This is a genomic window from Bifidobacterium sp. UTBIF-78, from assembly GCF_006408945.1.
GTDB lineage: Bacteria > Actinomycetota > Actinomycetes > Actinomycetales > Bifidobacteriaceae > Bifidobacterium > Bifidobacterium myosotis.
On record NZ_JFAO01000039.1, the window covers coordinates 19,724 to 36,408 of the forward strand.

General features: G+C 62.9%; 14 protein-coding genes. 9 read left to right on the forward strand and 5 right to left on the reverse strand.

Annotated elements, in window-relative coordinates; all coding sequences use genetic code 11:
- Positions 1-19 precede the first annotated feature (19 nt).
- From ilvN to BG22_RS08675, 3 genes are all read left to right on the forward strand, one after another.
- On the forward strand, positions 20-574 hold the full coding sequence (ilvN, locus tag BG22_RS08665; protein ID WP_094667019.1) for an acetolactate synthase small subunit: 555 nt from the start codon (positions 20-22) through the stop codon (positions 572-574).
- 141 nt (positions 575-715) lie between these two features.
- On the forward strand, positions 716-1,000 hold the full coding sequence (locus BG22_RS08670) for a hypothetical protein (RefSeq protein WP_094667020.1): 285 nt from the start codon (positions 716-718) through the stop codon (positions 998-1,000).
- Positions 1,001-1,006: 6 nt separating this feature from the next.
- Positions 1,007-1,429 (forward strand): type II toxin-antitoxin system VapC family toxin, encoded by a 423-nt coding sequence (locus tag BG22_RS08675; RefSeq protein WP_094667021.1) that lies wholly within the window; start codon positions 1,007-1,009, stop codon positions 1,427-1,429.
- 140 nt (positions 1,430-1,569) lie between these two features.
- On the opposite strand, the gene BG22_RS08680 is transcribed toward BG22_RS08675, so the two are convergent.
- Both BG22_RS08680 and BG22_RS08685 read right to left on the reverse strand, forming a co-directional pair.
- The gene (locus BG22_RS08680; RefSeq protein WP_140494838.1) at positions 1,570-3,852 is read right to left on the reverse strand and encodes an ABC-F family ATP-binding cassette domain-containing protein; all 2,283 of its coding nucleotides are present in this window, start codon (positions 3,850-3,852) and stop codon (positions 1,570-1,572) included.
- Positions 3,853-4,278: 426 nt separating this feature from the next.
- Entirely contained in the window at positions 4,279-5,007 is a 729-nt protein-coding gene (locus BG22_RS08685) for a type 1 glutamine amidotransferase (protein WP_140494840.1), read from the reverse strand.
- 102 nt (positions 5,008-5,109) lie between these two features.
- Between BG22_RS08685 and cysS the strand changes: the two genes are divergently transcribed.
- Positions 5,110-6,759: a cysteine--tRNA ligase gene (cysS, locus tag BG22_RS08690; RefSeq protein WP_140494842.1), complete on the forward strand. Its 1,650-nt coding sequence runs from the start codon at positions 5,110-5,112 to the stop codon at positions 6,757-6,759.
- A 401-nt stretch (positions 6,760-7,160) separates the two neighbouring features.
- Here the strand turns inward: cysS and BG22_RS08695 are convergent, their stop codons facing one another.
- Positions 7,161-8,069 carry a cation transporter gene (locus tag BG22_RS08695; protein WP_140494843.1) on the reverse strand — a complete coding sequence of 303 codons (909 nt, stop codon included), beginning with the start codon at positions 8,067-8,069 and terminating at the stop codon, positions 7,161-7,163.
- A 412-nt stretch (positions 8,070-8,481) separates the two neighbouring features.
- Between BG22_RS08695 and ffh the strand changes: the two genes are divergently transcribed.
- The 5 genes from ffh (at position 8,482) to rimM (ending at position 13,581) form a co-directional block, all read left to right on the forward strand.
- The gene (gene ffh / locus BG22_RS08700; protein WP_181163463.1) at positions 8,482-10,140 is read left to right on the forward strand and encodes a signal recognition particle protein; all 1,659 of its coding nucleotides are present in this window, start codon (positions 8,482-8,484) and stop codon (positions 10,138-10,140) included.
- 420 nt (positions 10,141-10,560) lie between these two features.
- Positions 10,561-11,895, forward strand: a complete 1,335-nt coding sequence (locus BG22_RS08705; RefSeq protein WP_140494847.1) for an endonuclease/exonuclease/phosphatase family protein — start codon at positions 10,561-10,563, stop codon at positions 11,893-11,895.
- A 326-nt stretch (positions 11,896-12,221) separates the two neighbouring features.
- Positions 12,222-12,686 carry a 30S ribosomal protein S16 gene (gene rpsP / locus BG22_RS08710; RefSeq protein ID WP_140494849.1) on the forward strand — a complete coding sequence of 155 codons (465 nt, stop codon included), beginning with the start codon at positions 12,222-12,224 and terminating at the stop codon, positions 12,684-12,686.
- Between the two features lie 23 nt (positions 12,687-12,709).
- The gene (locus BG22_RS08715) at positions 12,710-12,943 is read left to right on the forward strand and encodes an RNA-binding protein (RefSeq protein ID WP_007051427.1); all 234 of its coding nucleotides are present in this window, start codon (positions 12,710-12,712) and stop codon (positions 12,941-12,943) included.
- A 23-nt stretch (positions 12,944-12,966) separates the two neighbouring features.
- Positions 12,967-13,581 carry a ribosome maturation factor RimM gene (rimM, locus tag BG22_RS08720; protein ID WP_140494851.1) on the forward strand — a complete coding sequence of 205 codons (615 nt, stop codon included), beginning with the start codon at positions 12,967-12,969 and terminating at the stop codon, positions 13,579-13,581.
- 657 nt (positions 13,582-14,238) lie between these two features.
- On the opposite strand, the gene BG22_RS08725 is transcribed toward rimM, so the two are convergent.
- Both BG22_RS08725 and BG22_RS08730 read right to left on the reverse strand, forming a co-directional pair.
- A complete protein-coding gene (locus BG22_RS08725; protein ID WP_140494853.1) occupies positions 14,239-15,438 on the reverse strand; it encodes a nucleoside hydrolase in 1,200 nt (399 codons plus the stop codon).
- A gap of 246 nt (positions 15,439-15,684) precedes the next feature.
- Positions 15,685-16,551 (reverse strand): aldo/keto reductase, encoded by an 867-nt coding sequence (locus tag BG22_RS08730; RefSeq protein ID WP_140494855.1) that lies wholly within the window; start codon positions 16,549-16,551, stop codon positions 15,685-15,687.
- Positions 16,552-16,685 lie beyond the last annotated feature (134 nt).

A 16,685-nucleotide genomic window follows, 5' to 3' on the forward strand; every position in this document is an offset into this window, starting at 1 on the left:
AAGGGAGAAAGGGAATAACATGGCTTTGTATCCTGCATCGCAGCCGGGTTCCGAGCGTCACACGCTCTCCGTGCTGGTGGAGAACCGCCCCGGCGTGCTGGCCCGCATCGCCGGCCTGTTCGCACGCCGTGCGTTCAACATCAACTCGCTGTCCGTCTCCCCCACCGAACGTCCGGACATCTCCCGCGTGACCGTGACCGCCGACGTGGAGGCCGTGCCGCTCGAGCAGATCATCAAGCAGCTCAACAAGCTGCTGCATGTGCTGAAGATCGTGGAGCTCGACCCGAATTCCACCGTGGAGCGCGAACTGGTGCTCATCAAGGTGGCCGCCAACCAGTCCAACCGTTCGGACGTGCTCGAGATCGTGCGTCTGTTCCGCGTGCGCGTGGTGGACGTGAACCCGGAGTCGCTGACCATCGAGGCCACCGGCGCCGAAGGCAAGATCGACGCGCTGCTGGGTCTGCTGGAGCACTATGGCGTCATCGAGCTGGTGCGTTCCGGCGCCGTGGCCGTGACCCGCGGCCCCCGCGCGCTGGCCGAAAAGGTCGTCGGCTCCGAGGTGACCGGTCGCTGATTGCCGGCGGTCTGATTGCTTTTCGGCGGATATGCACTGCGCATATCCGCCGTTTTTGTACCGACACCGTGCTTGCATAATGCATGCATTCCATGCTAGCATTATGCAAGCACGGTAATTATCATGCCAAGGAGGACGACCATGGGCACCATGACCATTCGCAAACTTGACGACGACACCATCGAACGATTCAAAGCCATAGCCAGCAGCAATCATCGTTCCGCAGAAGCGGAGGCCCGCTCGCTTATCGAAGATTTCACGGCGGGAAGGATTGTGCGGCATGATATGCAAACGTCGAATTTCTATGATCGAGTCCGGGAATTCATGGATCGCAACGACATCGAAGGTCTCACGGACAGCGAGCTCCCCCTGCCCGACCGCAACGCAAAACCGGAACGACCACCCATCGCCCTTAAGGGAATCTGATTCTCGATGATCATTTTGGACACCAATGTAATCAGTGAAACGATTGCCCTTCGCCCCCACCCCCGCGTCGTCGCTTGGTACAGAAGCATCTCCGAGGACGATATAGGCACCACCGCCATCACCGTTGCGGAATTATTCACAGGAATCTGCCTCATGCCCATCGGCAAACGGCGACATAACCTTTCCAGAGCCATCGATTACCAGTTATTGCTGCTAGGAAATCGAATCCTCCCTTTTGACGCCCAAGCAGCAATTGATTATGCCGAAATACGCACCATGCGAAGCACCAACGGCAAGCCGATTAGCGTGCAGGACGCCATGATCGCGGCGATCGCACGCGCCCACGGCGCGGCCGTGGCGACCCGCAATGTCAAAGATTTTGAGGGCACGGGCGTGAAACTCATCAATCCTTGGGAGCACGAGGATTAGTGAGTAATGGGCAACAGATGCGTTGCCCATTACCCCCAGTCACATCGTTTACGCATGGCGAGTGCCCCGGACAAGGGGAGCCCAATATAATCAGCAAACTTCTGCCACAGGGCAATAGACGTTCTGAATATCGGCAGCCATCACTCCAGCTGTTCGGACAGCTCAAGCCATTCGGCCTCGAGGTCGTCGCTTTCGGCATTGACGGCGGTGAGCTGCTCATTGAGCTTGTTGAGCCCCTCGTAATCGGCCGGATCGTGAGCGGCCATCTGCTGCTCGAGATCCGTTTTCTGGTCCTCCAGCTTGGCGAGCTTGCGTTCGATGGCCTTCACCCGCTTGGATGCCTCGTGGAACGCCTTGCCGGTGAGCTTCGGCTCGGCCGAATCCGGAGTTCCATCCGACGCGGACGCCGCCGACGAGGCCGGCTGCGCAAGAGACCCAGCAGCACCAGACACAGACGCCTTATTCTGCGCGTTGTTCTGCGCTCCACGCCGGCTCGACGATCCACCGGTTCCCGCGAATCCGGCCTTATCCTCCGGAAGCCCCTTGCCGTTCTTCAGGTCCTCGACCATGTCGAGGTAATCCTGCACGCCGCCGGGCAGATGACGCACCTTGCCGCCGATCAGCGCGAATTGCTGGTCGGTCACTCGCTCGAGCAGGTAGCGGTCGTGGGAAACGACGATCAGCGTACCCGGCCAGGTGTCGAGCAGGTCCTCCATCACGGCGAGCATGTCGGTGTCGAGGTCGTTGCCGGGCTCGTCCATGATGAGCACATTTGGCTCGTCCAAGAGGATGAGCAGCAGCTGCATACGACGCTTCTGACCGCCGGACAGGTCGGCGATCGGCGTCATCAGCTGGGCGGACTCGAAGCCGAGACGCTCCATCAGCTGCCCCGGCGTGACCTCCTTGCCGTCCACAATGTAGCTCGGCTTATAGCGGGACAGCACTTCCTTGATCTTGTACTTGCCCAGCTTCTCCAGCTCGTCAAGTCGCTGCGAAAGCACGGCGAACTTCACCGTCTTACCGATGTTCACATGACCCACGGTCGGCGTGAGCGTGCCGTCGATGAGTTTGAGCAGCGTGGATTTTCCGGCGCCGTTCGCGCCGACGATGCCGAAACGGTCGCCCGGGCCGATCAGCCACGTCACGTCGTCAAGAATCTCCCGGCCGGACACCGTGATCTTGCGGGCGGCCGACGTGGACCCAAGATTGGCGTCATCCGGTACCGGACCGCCGATGGTCTCGCCGCCGGTGTTCATGCGGCGAACCTCGCGATCGTCGGCTGACTGCGGGTCGATGCCGCCTTCCGCTTCGGCCTGCCTGCGCGCCTCCTCGGCGGCGGCCACGGCCTCGGGCACGCCGGCGTCCACCAGGCGCGGATCGGTCATGTCGGTGACCGCCACCTCCACGGACCCGTGCAACTGCGGCTCGGCGTACATCGCGTTGACCACGTCCACGCGCGATGCGGAATCGGCGAGCGCTGCCACATCCGGGTCGATGCGCGCGGCCGCCGACACCATGCCCTGCGCATGCTCGAAAATCTGCGTCACGTCGATGAGATCGACCACCTGTTTGCCGAGGCGCGAGGTGGCCATCTGCTTCAATTCCAGCGTGTTGCGCATCGGCGGCACGTCGGCGATAAGCTCGCGCGCGGCCTTGACGTGGAATTTCTGCTTGGTGGAACGCGCACGGGCGCCGCGCGAGAGCCACGCGAGCTCCTTGCGGGCGAGGTTGCGGCGCTTGGTTTCGCGCACGTCGGCCTGACGATCACGCTCGACGCGCTGCAACATGTAGGCCGAGTATCCACCCTCGAACGGCTCAATCACGCCATCGTGGACCTCCCACATCGACTCGCACACCTCGTCCAGGAACCAGCGGTCGTGGGTGACGAGCAGCAGTGCGCCCTGACCTTTGGACCAACGGTTCTTCAGGTGCTCGGCAAGCCAGTGGATGGTGACCACATCGAGGTGGTTCGTGGGCTCGTCCAACGCCAGGATGTCCCAGTCCTTGAGCAGTAGACGGGCCAGATCGGCGCGACGACGCTGACCGCCGGAGAGTGAGCCGACCTTGGCGTCAAGGCTCATGCCGCCAAGCAGCGCCTCGACGATCTCGCGGGATGTATTGTCGGACGCCCACTCATAGTCGGCACGGCCCTCGAGTGCGGCCTCGCGGATGGTGGCGTCGTCGTCCAGCGGATCGCGCTGGTCGAGCATGCCGAAGGTGAGTCCGCCTCGTTTGGTCACGCGGCCGGAATCCGGCTCCTGCGTGCCACGGAATAGGTGCAGCAAGGTTGATTTGCCGTCGCCGTTCTTGCCGACGATGCCGATGCGGTCGCCCTCGAAGACGCCCTGCGTGACATCGGTGAAGATGGTTTTGGTGGCAAAGGCGAGCGAAACGTGTTCCAGTCCAATATCGTAAGTCGGCATGATTCACCAATGTAGCGGCACGCTTGCCCATCCCGGCGGACTTATGGTGGTCATCCCGCGGCCATGCTGTGCTCATGCTCACGTTGCCGATTCACTATGACGGGCAATGACGGGCAATGGCGGGCATCCGCAGCGTCTCCCGCACGCCCACCGTGTAGGGACTTTCACACGGTGTAGGGATTGCAATATTCGCCATCGCCCGAAAACGGCGGAAACAAGCCGATTTACAAAACCGCATCATGGGCGAATCCCTACACCGTGTGAAAATCCCTACACAATGGGGCAATCCCTACATCGTGGGATGCCAGGAACCGGCAAGCGGTGATGCGATCGCCGCATCAGGCAATCCCTACACCGTGGAGCGCTATGGGGCCCATAGGGTGTCAGAAGGATGCAACGGCGACACCGGAGCGCCGCCACGCGTCGCTAGGCGCCTAGCGTTTGCGCGTAGGTGCTGCAGCGGGCGGCAAAACCGGAGAACACCTGCTCGGCGAGCGGCTGCAGCAGCGGATCGTACTGCTCGAACGCCTCGTGCAGCGCGGACTTGGAGCCGCCTGCCGCCTTGAGGTCCTTGACCATGCTGGGCTCCTCAAGCCACTCGTCCAGCAGCGACTTGCACACCTCAAGATGGAACTGCATGCCCAACGCCGAGCCCATGCGGAAGGCCTGCACCTTGGTGGCCGACGAGCGGGCCAGCAGCTGCGCGCCCTCCGGCAATCCCACCACATCGTTATGCCAGTGCAGCACGTCAACCTGCTTGTCCCACATCGAGAAGAACTCGTGACGGTCCATACGCTTGATCGGCGCGAACCCGATCTCCGGGGCGTCCCCCTTGCGCAACTGCGCGCCAAGCGCCGTGGCGATAATCTGGTGGCCCAGGCATACGCCGAGTATCGGCTTGCCCGAGGCCACGGCGGCCCGCGCCAGCTTGGCCTCCGCCTTGAGCCCCGGATACTTGTCGTAATCCAGCGCCCCCATCGGGCCGCCCATGATCACCACGCCGGCGAGATCCTCGAAATCGGGGAGATCCGGCTTCTTCTGGTCGACGATGTTCACCGTCACCGTCTTGAGGTCGAGATCCTCAAGACTGGACAGAATGCGTCCCGGACGTTCCCACGGGACATGTTGCACAATGAGCACTTGTGGTGTGGTCATACTTGGTATTGTGGCACGAACCTCACCCGTCCATGTAACGTAGTCGTCCGGCCTTGCCGCCGGCGACATCCATGTCGGGCTCGTTCCCTACGCTTGGGGTCTATGGGAAACAGCCAAGAACCGCAGGATTTCAACATTTCCGTCATGCCGTCAAGCCTGACGCCGGTACATGTGGCCAAGGCCGCCGAAGGCCTGAGCCTCTATGACACCGCCTCGCACCAGGTCAGCCATTTCACGCCGATCAAGCCCGGCAAGGTGGGCATCTACGTATGCGGCGCGACTGTGCAGTCCTCCCCGCATATCGGCCATATCCGCGCGGCCGTGGCGTTCGACATCGTGCGTCGCTGGTTCCTCAAGCTCGGCTACCAGGTCACGTTCGTGCGCAACGTGACCGACATCGACGACAAGATCCTCGACAAGGCCGCGGCGGCCGGCCAGCGCTGGTGGGCCCGCGCCTACTACTACGAGCGCGAATTCACGCAGGCCTATGACACGCTGGGCGTGCTGCCGCCCACCGTGGAACCCCGCGCCACCGGCCACATGTCGGACATGATCGACCTGATCCAGCGCATTCTGGACAACGGTCACGGCTATGTGGTGCTCGACGACGAGGGCAAGCCCACCGGCAACGTGTACTTCGACGTGGCCTCGTGGCCACACTACGGCGAGCTGACCCATCAGAAGCAGACCGCCGAGGTGGACGAGGCGGCAGCGATGGCGGACCGCATGGGCCCGTCCGTGGATGCCGCCGGCGACGATAAGTACAATCCAGTCGACCCGGCCGACGCCTCCCCCGACAAGCACGATCCGCGTGATTTCGCCCTGTGGAAGGCCCCGAAAGACACCGATCCGGAGGACGCTCGCTGGTCCACGCCGTTCGGTGTGGGCCGTCCGGGCTGGCACATCGAATGCTCGGCCATGTCCCACCGTTACCTCGGCGACGGGTTCGACATCCATGGCGGCGGTTTGGACCTGCGATTCCCTCATCACGAGAACGAGATGGCGCAGACCCGCGCGGCCGGCTACCCCTCCGCCGCGCGTTGGATGCACTCGGCGTGGGTGACCGCCAAGGGCGAGAAGATGTCGAAGTCGCTGGGCACCGGCCTGTCCGTGCCGAGCGTGTTGGCCGAGCACTCCGCCTGGGTGGTGCGCTACGCCTTGGGTTCCGTGCAGTACCGTTCGATGCTCGAATGGTCCGATCAGGCGCTGGTGGAGGCGCAGGCCGCCTACGACCGCATCGCGAACTTCATCGAACGCGCCGGCGTGGTGCTTGGTGAGCAGCCGTCCCGTGATGAGGTGGCTGCCGTCTCCGCCGACGATCTGCCCGCCGATTTCGTGGCCGCGATGAACGACGACATCAACGTCTCCGGCGCGACCGCCGCGATTTTCACCGCCATCCGTTCCGGCAACACACTGCTGTCCAAGCTCGATGACCGCGCCGATTCCGCCGTCGCTCATGCTGAGGTGCGTGAGTCGCTGGTGGCGGTGCGCGCGATGCTCGACACGCTCGGCCTCGATCCGCTGGCCGAACCGTGGGTGTCCGCCGGTGCCGCGGGCGGGGCCGGCGACGGAGTGTCCGAGTCCCCCGAGCATGCGGCCTTGGAAGCGCTTATCGGCGAACAGCTTGAGGCCCGCGCCGAAGCCCGCAAGGCCAAGGACTTCGCGAAGGCCGATCAGATTCGCGACGCCTTGGGCGCGGCCGGCATCGCCATCGAGGACGGCCCGCAGGGTTCGACCTGGAGCCTGAAGTAGCCGAGTAGGCGTGCCGCCGGTATGCCAATAGGCATGCTTACGGCAGCTTACGGCAGCATACGGCATCGGTCGCGCACCGTTCATCGCTATCTGCGTTGCAAGGGGTACTTTTCCCTCCTCCCGGACAGCTATCTGCGTTGCAAGGGGTACCTGAAACGACAAAACCCGGGTATGAACGTTGATAATTCAACACCCATACCCGGGTTTCCCGTATCTATGTACCCCTTGCAACGCAGATAGCTGTCCGCGCAGCCCTCAATGTACCCCTTGCAAAGCAGTTAGGGGCGTCTGAGGCGGGTACGAGCCACACGAGCATCCCACGGGAACCGCAGCGGGGACTCCGATGACGGCGAATTGTCGTTGCACCAGCGCACGCATCCCACGCGGACCGCAAGGGCAGGTCAGTCGAACACGAAATCGACGTCCACGATGTGCAGCCGCCGCTTGAGCGCCTGCTCCAGCGAGCGCTTGCGGTCCACCAGGTCGGCCACGTCGATGGTCTCGCCGGTTCCGGCCAGATACACGTCCACCGTGTAGTTCATGCCGGTCTTGAAGATCAGGGTCTGCTCGTATTCGGTGTTGGCAGGCAGATGCCGTTGCGCTTCAGTCTCCACGAACGCATTGGTCTCGTCATCGTCATGCACGCCGCCGACCAGCTCGACGAACGCCTCCTTGAGTACGGCGAACGGCTCCTTGATCGTGAGCACCACCAACGCCACGGTGATGAAGAAATCGCCGGTGTAGTGCAGGAAACTGAGCGGACCGTCCACCGGCAGCACCATGAGGAAAATCGCCACCGCACCGACGCCGAACGACATCGCGCCGTCCACCAGCGAGCTTTTGCATTCGGCGGTGAGCATGGTGCTGGCGTTGCGTATCGACTGGTTCTCGCGACGGTAGTACAGGTACAGGCCGAAGCACGCAAGCACCGCCAGAACCTCGTAAACCACCACCGGGCCGGTGGTGATGCGTTCGCCCTCGCCCAGCACGAAGTAGTCATAGGCCACCCGGCACACGTCGATGAGCGAATACAGCAGCAGGGACATGGTGAAGATGGCCTTGCAGATGGCGTAGATGGGTTCGAGGGCGAACATGCCGTTGGGGAAGCGCTCAGTGGTGCGCACGGTGCGCTTGGATAGGTAGACCGCCACCAGTCCGGAGAGCACGGATATGGCGGTGAAGGAGAAGTCGAGGAACATGGCCTTGAGGCCGGTCATGAAGAACACGGCCATGCCGGCCGCGACCTGAATCACATTGACGACGATGCCGATGATCAGGGCTTTACGTTCGATGGTCTTATGTTGGGGCATAGTGGGCCTTTCTTATTGCACGGCATGTCTGCGTTGGCCCGCGTCTGGTCTGGTCGTTGACCGAAGTTCGCGAGGGCGCACGGCAGTCTGCGTATAAGTGGTGTCCATGGATTGTCAAAACAGCATAAGCATTCTCAAACCACAGAATTTTGCCATTCCATTGTACCGGAAACGCTCGATTGGCAGTCGAGATTGCGCCGCAGGCGCACAGCGGCAGGAATCCGGACAACGGGCCCGATTCTGACCGTCCTGATATCGGCCCGAGACCCCAACACGACCGGCGCAGGACCGGCGCAGGACCAGTGCAACCACGCCGATACCCGCCTCGCCGCCACGCGATCGCCGTTCCAGGCAGGACCGAATCGTCGCCGAGGCCGCATTTTCCCGCGTGACGGCTAGACTGTTGCCCATTATGGCAGCATTCTCATCTTTGACTGACAGGCTCTCGAATGCGTTCAAGCATCTGAAGAGCAAGGGCAAGCTTTCCGAGGCGGACATCGACGGCACCATCCGCGAGATCCGCCGCGCGCTGCTCGACGCCGATGTGGCGCTCGAAGTGGTGCGTTCCTTCACCGGCAAGGTGCGCGAGCGCGCGCTTGGCACGGAGGTCTCCCAGGCGCTCAACCCCGCCCAGCAGGTGGTGAAGATCGTCAACGAGGAGTTGACCGACGTGCTCGGCCAGGGCGTGGACCGTCCGCTGAACTTCGCCAAGAACCCGCCGACGATCATCATGCTCGCCGGTCTGCAGGGCGCCGGTAAGACCACGTTGGCCGGCAAGCTCGGCTACTGGCTCAAGGACGCCGGCCACACGCCGCTGCTGGTGGCGGCCGATCTGCAGCGTCCGAACGCCGTGACGCAGCTGCAGGTGGTCGGCGAACGCGCCGGCGTGCCGGTGTACGCGCCCGAGAAGGGCGTGCAGTCAGACGGCGGCGAGGCCGTGGCCGCACCGGGCCTGACGACCGGCGACCCGGTGAAGGTGGCGCGCGATTCCATCGCCTTCGCCAAGCAGAAACTGTATGACACGGTGATCATCGATACGGCCGGCCGTCTGGGTGTGGACGAGGAGCTGATGAAGCAGGCGCGCGACATCCGCGACGCCGTGCAGCCCAACGAGATCCTGTTCGTCATCGACGCGATGATCGGTCAGGACGCCGTCAAGACCGCCAAGGCCTTCGATGAGGGCGTGGACTTCACCGGCGTGGTGCTCTCCAAGCTTGATGGCGATGCCCGTGGCGGTGCCGCGCTGTCGGTGGCGAGCGTGACCGGCAAGCCGATTCTGTTCGCCTCCACCGGCGAAGGCCTCAAGGACTTCGAGGTCTTCCACCCGGACCGCATGGCCTCGCGCATCCTCGACATGGGCGACATCATGACCCTCATCGAGCAGGCGCAGAAGCAGTTCGACGAGGCGGAGGCCCGCAAGGCCGCCGAGAAGATCTCCGACGGCTCGTTCGGTCTGGACGATTTCCTCGACCAGCTGCAGCAGGTGCGCAAGCTCGGCTCGATGAAGTCGCTGCTCGGCATGATTCCGGGCATGGCCCAGCACCGCAAGGAACTTGAGCAATTCGATGAGAAGGAGATCGACCGCACCGAGGCCATCATCCGCTCGATGACGCCGGCCGAACGTCGTGACCCGTCAATCATCAACGGCTCGCGTCGCGCCCGCATCGCCTATGGTTCGGGCGTGACCGTTTCGCAGGTCAACGCGCTGCTGCAGCGCTTCGAGCAGGCCGCCAAGATGATGAAGCGCATGTCCAACCGCGCCGGCATGGGCAGCGGCATCCCCGGCTTCGGCGGCCCGTCCATGGGCGGCGGCAAGAAGAAGGGCAAGAACAAGAAGAAGGGCGGAAAGTCCGGCAATCCGATGAAGCGCGAGGCCGAGGAGAAGGCGTTGCGCGACCGTCTGGCCGGCAAGTCGTCCGGCAGCGGCGCGACTGGCGGCTCCGCGTTCGCCAAGAAGCCGCAGAACCCGGCCCTGCCCGCAGGCTTGGAAGAGCTGATGGCTGGCGGCGATGGCGGCGCCGAGCTGCCCCCGAATCTGGGCGGCGGCCTCGGTGGACTGCTCGGCCGCTGATTCGGCCGACTGCTACGACCTCCTTCGTTAAGGAGCAAGCCCCATTCCTTGGGCTCTCCTTCCCGAAGGGAGGTCAGAAGCATGTGCGCAGCGGCATTGTCCCTTGGCTCCCCTCCCCGAGGGGAGCTGTTGCTGATGGGCTATACGCCGAAAACCCACACCCTTGGCGTCCTTTCCCGAGGGAAGGTCAGAAGTAATAATGTCCAACGTAGCCATCGGTCAGCCAAGCTTCCCTCCGCGAAGAGCGGTCAGGAAACTGCACGTCATCGTAACTTGGCTCCCCTCACTGAGGGGAGCTGTCAGCAAGGCTGACTGAGGGGAGCTTGGTACCACACCAAGTGCCGCAAACTCCCTCAACCGCTTGCAGCGACAGCTCCTCCCCCGAAGAGGGGAGCCAATGCCGTATATGAAAGGAATCGCATGATCACCTTCCTCTATATCCTGGCGTTCATCGGTTTCGTTTGGCTGGGATTATGCGCGTTGCCGGCGGGGATGGAAGCCCGCATGCCGATGCCCTATCTCATCGCTCTGACGCCGTTCCTGTGGGTGCCACTGGTCATATTCGCCGGCATCGGCGCATGGCAGCACGAGTGGGGCGTGGTCTCGCTGCTGCTGGTCGCAGCCCTTATGACCAGCTCTCAGCGCATCAGTTACTGGGGCACCGGCATCAAGCCACACAGCACGCGGGACACATCGCGTGAAACAGGCCGTGAAACACCACACACCCCCATTGCAAAAGACACCAAGCAAGCGGGAAATTCGCAGAAAACCAACGATTTCATCACTTCTGCCGTCACTGACGCCATCCAATCAGCACAATCTTCGATAGATTCTTCACCATCTTCAGCAACGCGTGAAACAGCTCGTGAAACACTGCCTCCGCAGTTTGCGGTCATGACCCTGAACTGCCGGTATGGCCGTGCGGACGCCGACGATATTGTGGCGAATGTACGTACGCGCGGCATCGACGTGCTGGCATTGCAGGAGGTCAGCGACGATCTGATCGCACGGCTGGACGCGGCCGGCGTCGGCACACTTCTCCCCTACCGTCAATCCGGAGAGCCCAAAGGCAGCGACAACGGCGGATACAACGTCATCTTTTCCCGTTACGAGCCAGCTGCCGCCGTGCCGAACGTGGTCGCGATTCCTGCCGCCGATGTGCCGGCCATCACGTTGCGTCTTGCAGGCGAGGATGGTGGAGCGCACACCGCGTCCCGGTTCAGCGGCGACGGATCTGCCGACGACAACGACGACAACGACGGAAATGGCAGCGACACCTATGGCACCGCTGCCGGCAATGACAGCGGTGTTGGCAATACCGACCGCGGTGCTGCTAGCATCCCCGACACCGCCGGCACCGACAGCAACACTCCCGAACGCACGGTGACCTTCTGCTCGGCGCATCCGAAATCGCCGATGCGCGGCTGCGAGGACTGGTCGGCCGGCATTCTGGGGCTGCGGTCTATCGCCGGCGCCAAGCTCATCGGCGACCACAACATCGCCGTCGTGATGGGCGACCTGAACTCCAGTACCGACCACCCGAGCTTCCGCGCGCTGCTCAAGGGCGGATTCAAGGATGCGAGCCTGACGCAGGGCACCGGCCCGCACCTCACATTCCCGAGCTGGCTGCGTTGGCCGCGCATCGAACTCGACCACATCCTGTTCACACGGGGACTAAAGCCGTCCGGAGTCGAGTCGTTCGTGGTCAAGGACACAGATCATCTGGCGTTGGTGGCTACGCTGTCGCTGCGGTGATGTGACGTTGCGGCAATCCGGCGGCAATCGGCGAGACAAGATGCGGTGCCGCCAGATCGTGCGACATCGCAGGAGACGCCGCGCGGTCACTGTGTTAAGGCCTCGGAGACCGCCGACACACGCACGGCGCGCCACCTCCCCAACCGGCGTAGCGCAATTCCATCCGCACTGGTGTGTCAGTCCGGGGGCACGCGCTATAATGTGTCAGTTATTCGCGCGCGTGGCGCCCTCTACACCCCGTGCCGCGAGGACACGTGGGTTCCGGCGTGCCGTGCCCCACACAGCAACCGAGAAACCACAAACCTAGCATTACAAGGAGAGCCATTTTGGCAACCAAGATTCGTCTGAAGCGACAGGGCAAGAAGTTCTACGCCTTCTACCGCGTGGTGATCATGGACTCGCGCACCAAGCGCGATGGCCGTGCCATCGAGGAGATCGGCACCTACGATCCGAACACCCAGCCCTCGACCATCAAGATCGATTCCGAGCGCGCTCAGTACTGGCTTGGCGTCGGCGCTCAGCCGTCCGAGCCCGTGCTCAACCTGCTCAAGATCACCGGTGACTGGCAGAAGTTCAAGGGCCTTGAGGGTGCCGAAGGCACGCTGAAGACCGTTGAGGCCGGCCCGGATGCCGCCGCCCGCATTGAGGCCGCCGAGAACCAGGCCCAGAAGCTCAAGGCCGCCAAGTCCGAAGCTGAGGCCAAGGCCAAGGCTGAAGCCGAGGCTGCCGCCGCTGCTGAGGCTGAGGAAGCTCCGGCCGAGGAAGCCGCTGAAGCTCCGGCCGAGGCCTGAGCCGATACGAAAGGCTAGCAACAATGCTTGCACAGGCTGTGGAACACCTCATCAAGAACATCGTTGATTTTCCGGACGATGTTTCCGTCAAGTCCCATGAGAACGCGCGCGGCGAACTGCTTCGTGTGCGCGTGAACCCGGAGGACATCGGCCGCGTGATTGGTCGTGGGGGTCGCACCGCCAATGCGATTCGCACCGTGATTCAGGCATTGTCCGACCACAAGGTGCGCGTCGACATCATGGACGTGCGTCGATAAATCGATAAGGATTGATTCACAGCATGGCAGAGCAGAACATGCACGACGACCCTCAGCAGCGCGAGTTGCTGAGGGTTGCTCGTATTGGACGCGCACAGGGCCTGAAGGGCGAAGTGAATGTGCGCCTGTACACCGATGACCCCGAGTGGCGTTTCGAGCCCGGTTCCGTACTCTACGAGAGCGACGGCGATACCGAATACATCGTCGAAGGTTCCCGCGTGGTCAAGGACCGCTGGATCATCAAATTCGAAGGCACCGACGACCGCACCGCGGCCGAGGCGCTGAACGGCGTGGAGCTGTACGGCGAGGCCGACGACCCGGATGAAATGCTCGAAGCGGACGAATGGTATCCGAAGGATCTCATCGGCCTTGAGGCACGGCTCGCCGACGACAACGGACTGGGTCTGCCAGCCGGTCAGGTTGTGGGCAAGGTGGTCGACGTGATCGACTCCCCTGCGCAGTCGTTGCTGAAGATTCGTCTTGTTGCGCCGGTCGTCACCGGGCAGAACTCGAAGGGCGAGGACGTGGTGGAGACGACCGCGCTGGTGCCCTTCGTGGAGGAGATCGTGCCGGACATCGATCCCGATGAGCAGTACCTCACCATCGATCCGCCCGGAGGCCTGATTCCCGGTCTGTGACGGGTCCGTAGGTTCGCAGCAGGCTGGACAGCCTGTGGCAGGTTGGACAGGTTCGCAGCAGACCTGATCGCACACTGTGATTGACGACAAAACCGCCAGTCCAAGCCGCCAGACATCTGGCCGGCGTGGACTGGCGGTTTTCGTATATGTCGGCTGACGATTCCCCATATGATGATGTCTGTGATGCTTGGCTGACGTCTCTCGGCCGCCTCTCGATGCAAAAGTGTCGGATGCCAACGGTTGAGGGGCCGAACCTTAGACAAGAGTGTCGGGTTTCGACGCAAGAGTGCCGGGCCTTATACAAAAGTGTCGGATTCCAACCATTGACTGTCGGACCTTATACAAGGGTGTCGGATTCCAACCATTAACTGTCGGACCTCGACGGTTGACTGTCGGATTTCATACCTATGCCGTACGAAATCCGACACCGATGCGTCGAAACCCGTCAGTCAACCGTCGAGGTCCGTCAGTCAACCGTCGAAAACCGACACTAATGCGTGGAGAACCGACAGTCATCCGTCGAAGTCCGGAAGACACATGACAGGACTGGACTAACGGGACCAACAAGACTAACAGGACCGATAGCAACGGCAGCCCACACAGCGCACGTGCCGAGGTGCTCAGCGATCACGGTGACCGCCGAGCACCATCCCGCCGTTACCGTGCAGCGTTGGTGACGCGGGTCATGAATCGGTCGAGGAAGCGGTGCACGTCCACGCCCAAGGCGACCTGCGTGTGCTTGTCCGGGTCCTGCAGACGGGACCGGTCGCCGATGGTGCGTCCGCGGAACGCGCCATCCACGTCCACCTGTAGGTTGAACCCGAACGTCGTCACCAACGACGGGTCCAACGCGGCCGCCACCGCCAACGGGTCATGCAGCCCGCAGCCGTGGATCTCCGGCTGATGAGCCAGATAGAAGTCGATGTAGTAATCCGTCATCGCCACCAGGAAATCCCCCGCTGGCGTACCTAGACCGGCCCACTCGTGCGCCTTCGCACGGGTCAACGCGGTCTGATGGGTCACATCCAGACCGATCATCGTCGTGCGCGCGCCGCACCGCAGCAGATAGTCCGCCGCCTCCGGGTCCTGGCTGATGTTCGCCTCCGCGCCCGGACTCACATTGCCCGGCAAGGTCAGCGAACCGCCCATGAACGTGACGTTCGTGCCGCAGTCGCGGACGTCCGGCGCGTCGCGGAATACCGTGGCCATCGTCGTCATCGCACCCGTGGGCACGACCGTCAGATCCGGACCGTACTCACGCATCGCATCGATGATGAACCTAACCGCCGAACCCGCCGGCTCGGGCCCGCGCGGCGAATCCGGGATCACGGCCCCGCCTAGGCCATTGGGATGATGGACCGCCACCGAACCCGCCGACGGAGCCCACGACACGCCTTCCGGCCAGCCGCCGCGACCGTCCGAACGCCAATCCGCGTACGCCTCGGCACGCCATGACGCATCGGTGGCGGCATCGGCTACACCCGCATCGACGGCGGCGTTACCGTCACTGGTACCGTCACCGGCGGCATCAGTCTGGGCTGTCTCCACACCGCCGGCGGCGGCCCCGGCCGTACCATTCGCGGCACCGGCATCAGAGTCAGCGCTAGCGCCGTCAACATCCGACGGCAGACGTGACGGAGCGATAGGATGGTCCACGCCAGGATACACCGGCACGTCGTCACGACCGAACAGATGCAGCACCGCTAGAGCATTGCGCGCCGCCAGCGGCACCGCCACATTCCCGTACGTGGCAGTGATACCAATCAGATCGACCTCATCCGCGCTGCCCAACGCATAGGCGATCGCCAGCGCATCGTCGATGCCGGTGTCGAGGTCAAGAATCAGTTTTCTACGCATGATGTTCCTTTTCTGCGGCAGTGGGTTCCGTTGGACGGAGGATTCGTACGTGGATGGGGGGACTTCCCCTCTTGCGTGATTTCGCGGAGTCCCGTCTTTGGTCTGGAGGATTATACGGCCGGGTCTGCTCCCCTCAATCGCAAGCGACAGCTCCCCTCAACGAGGGGAGCCAAGGTGGACTATCGGGTGGTCGTGTTCGTTACGCGGACAGTTCCCCTCAAGAAAGGGAGCCAAAGACGAAAGAGGTCAGCCGAGCTTGGCGAGCTCCTCTTCGGAGAGCTCGAGCTGGTCGGCCTTGAGGGAGTCGAGGATGGTCTCGGGGCGGTGCGCGCCCGGAATCACGAACATGTGGTCGCCCTTGGCGAGCTCCCACGCCAGCACCACGCGCTGGTAGCTCACGTTGTGGGCGGCAGCCACCTCACGGAACGGGTCGAACTTGGATTCGTCGTACGGGTGACGATAGCCGCCGAGCGGGCTCCAACACACGAAGGAGAGGCCAAGCTTGGCGCAGTAGTCGAGCGTGTCCTGCGTCTCGAGATGAATCGGCGAGTACTGGTTCTGCACGGCCACGAGCTTGTCGCCGAGGATGGATCGCGCGATGTCGATCTGTTCGATGGAAGCGTTGGAGACGCCGGCCACGCGGGCCACACCCTCGTCCACCAGCTGCTTCAGGGCCTCGATGGACTCGTTGTACGGCACTTCCGGGTCATGGCGGTGCAGGTACAGCAGGTCGATGGTGTCCACGCCGAGGGCCAAGGCGGACTGCTTGCCGTATTCGATGAGGTGCTCGGGCTTGCCGTCACGCGGCCACAGCGGCTCGCCATGCTCGCCCCAGACGCGGCGCAGGCCGATCTTGGTGGCCACGGTGACCTCGTCCTTCGGGCCGTGCCACGTTGCCAGCGCCTCGCGCACGAGCTTCTCGCCGGTCTGCTCTTCCTCGCCCGGCGTGTAGTAGGCCCACGCGGTGTCGATATGACGGCAACCGGCGTCCAGCGAGGCGTGCAGGGTTTCGATGCCGACGTCATGACCGCGGTTGTTCTCAATGGTCAGCGGCATCTCGCCGTGACCGATGGCGGTGGTGGAGAACGGTCCGAGATTGCGGAACAATGCCATGATGGTTCCCTTTCATTCGTCGAAGCGATGATGTCTCCCAGCGTAGACATCCCACCCGAATTTCGCTACATCACCCAGCGCCAATTGGTGCTAGTGGTAGGGGTGGCGAGGGCGTATACGAGGGACAGAAATGA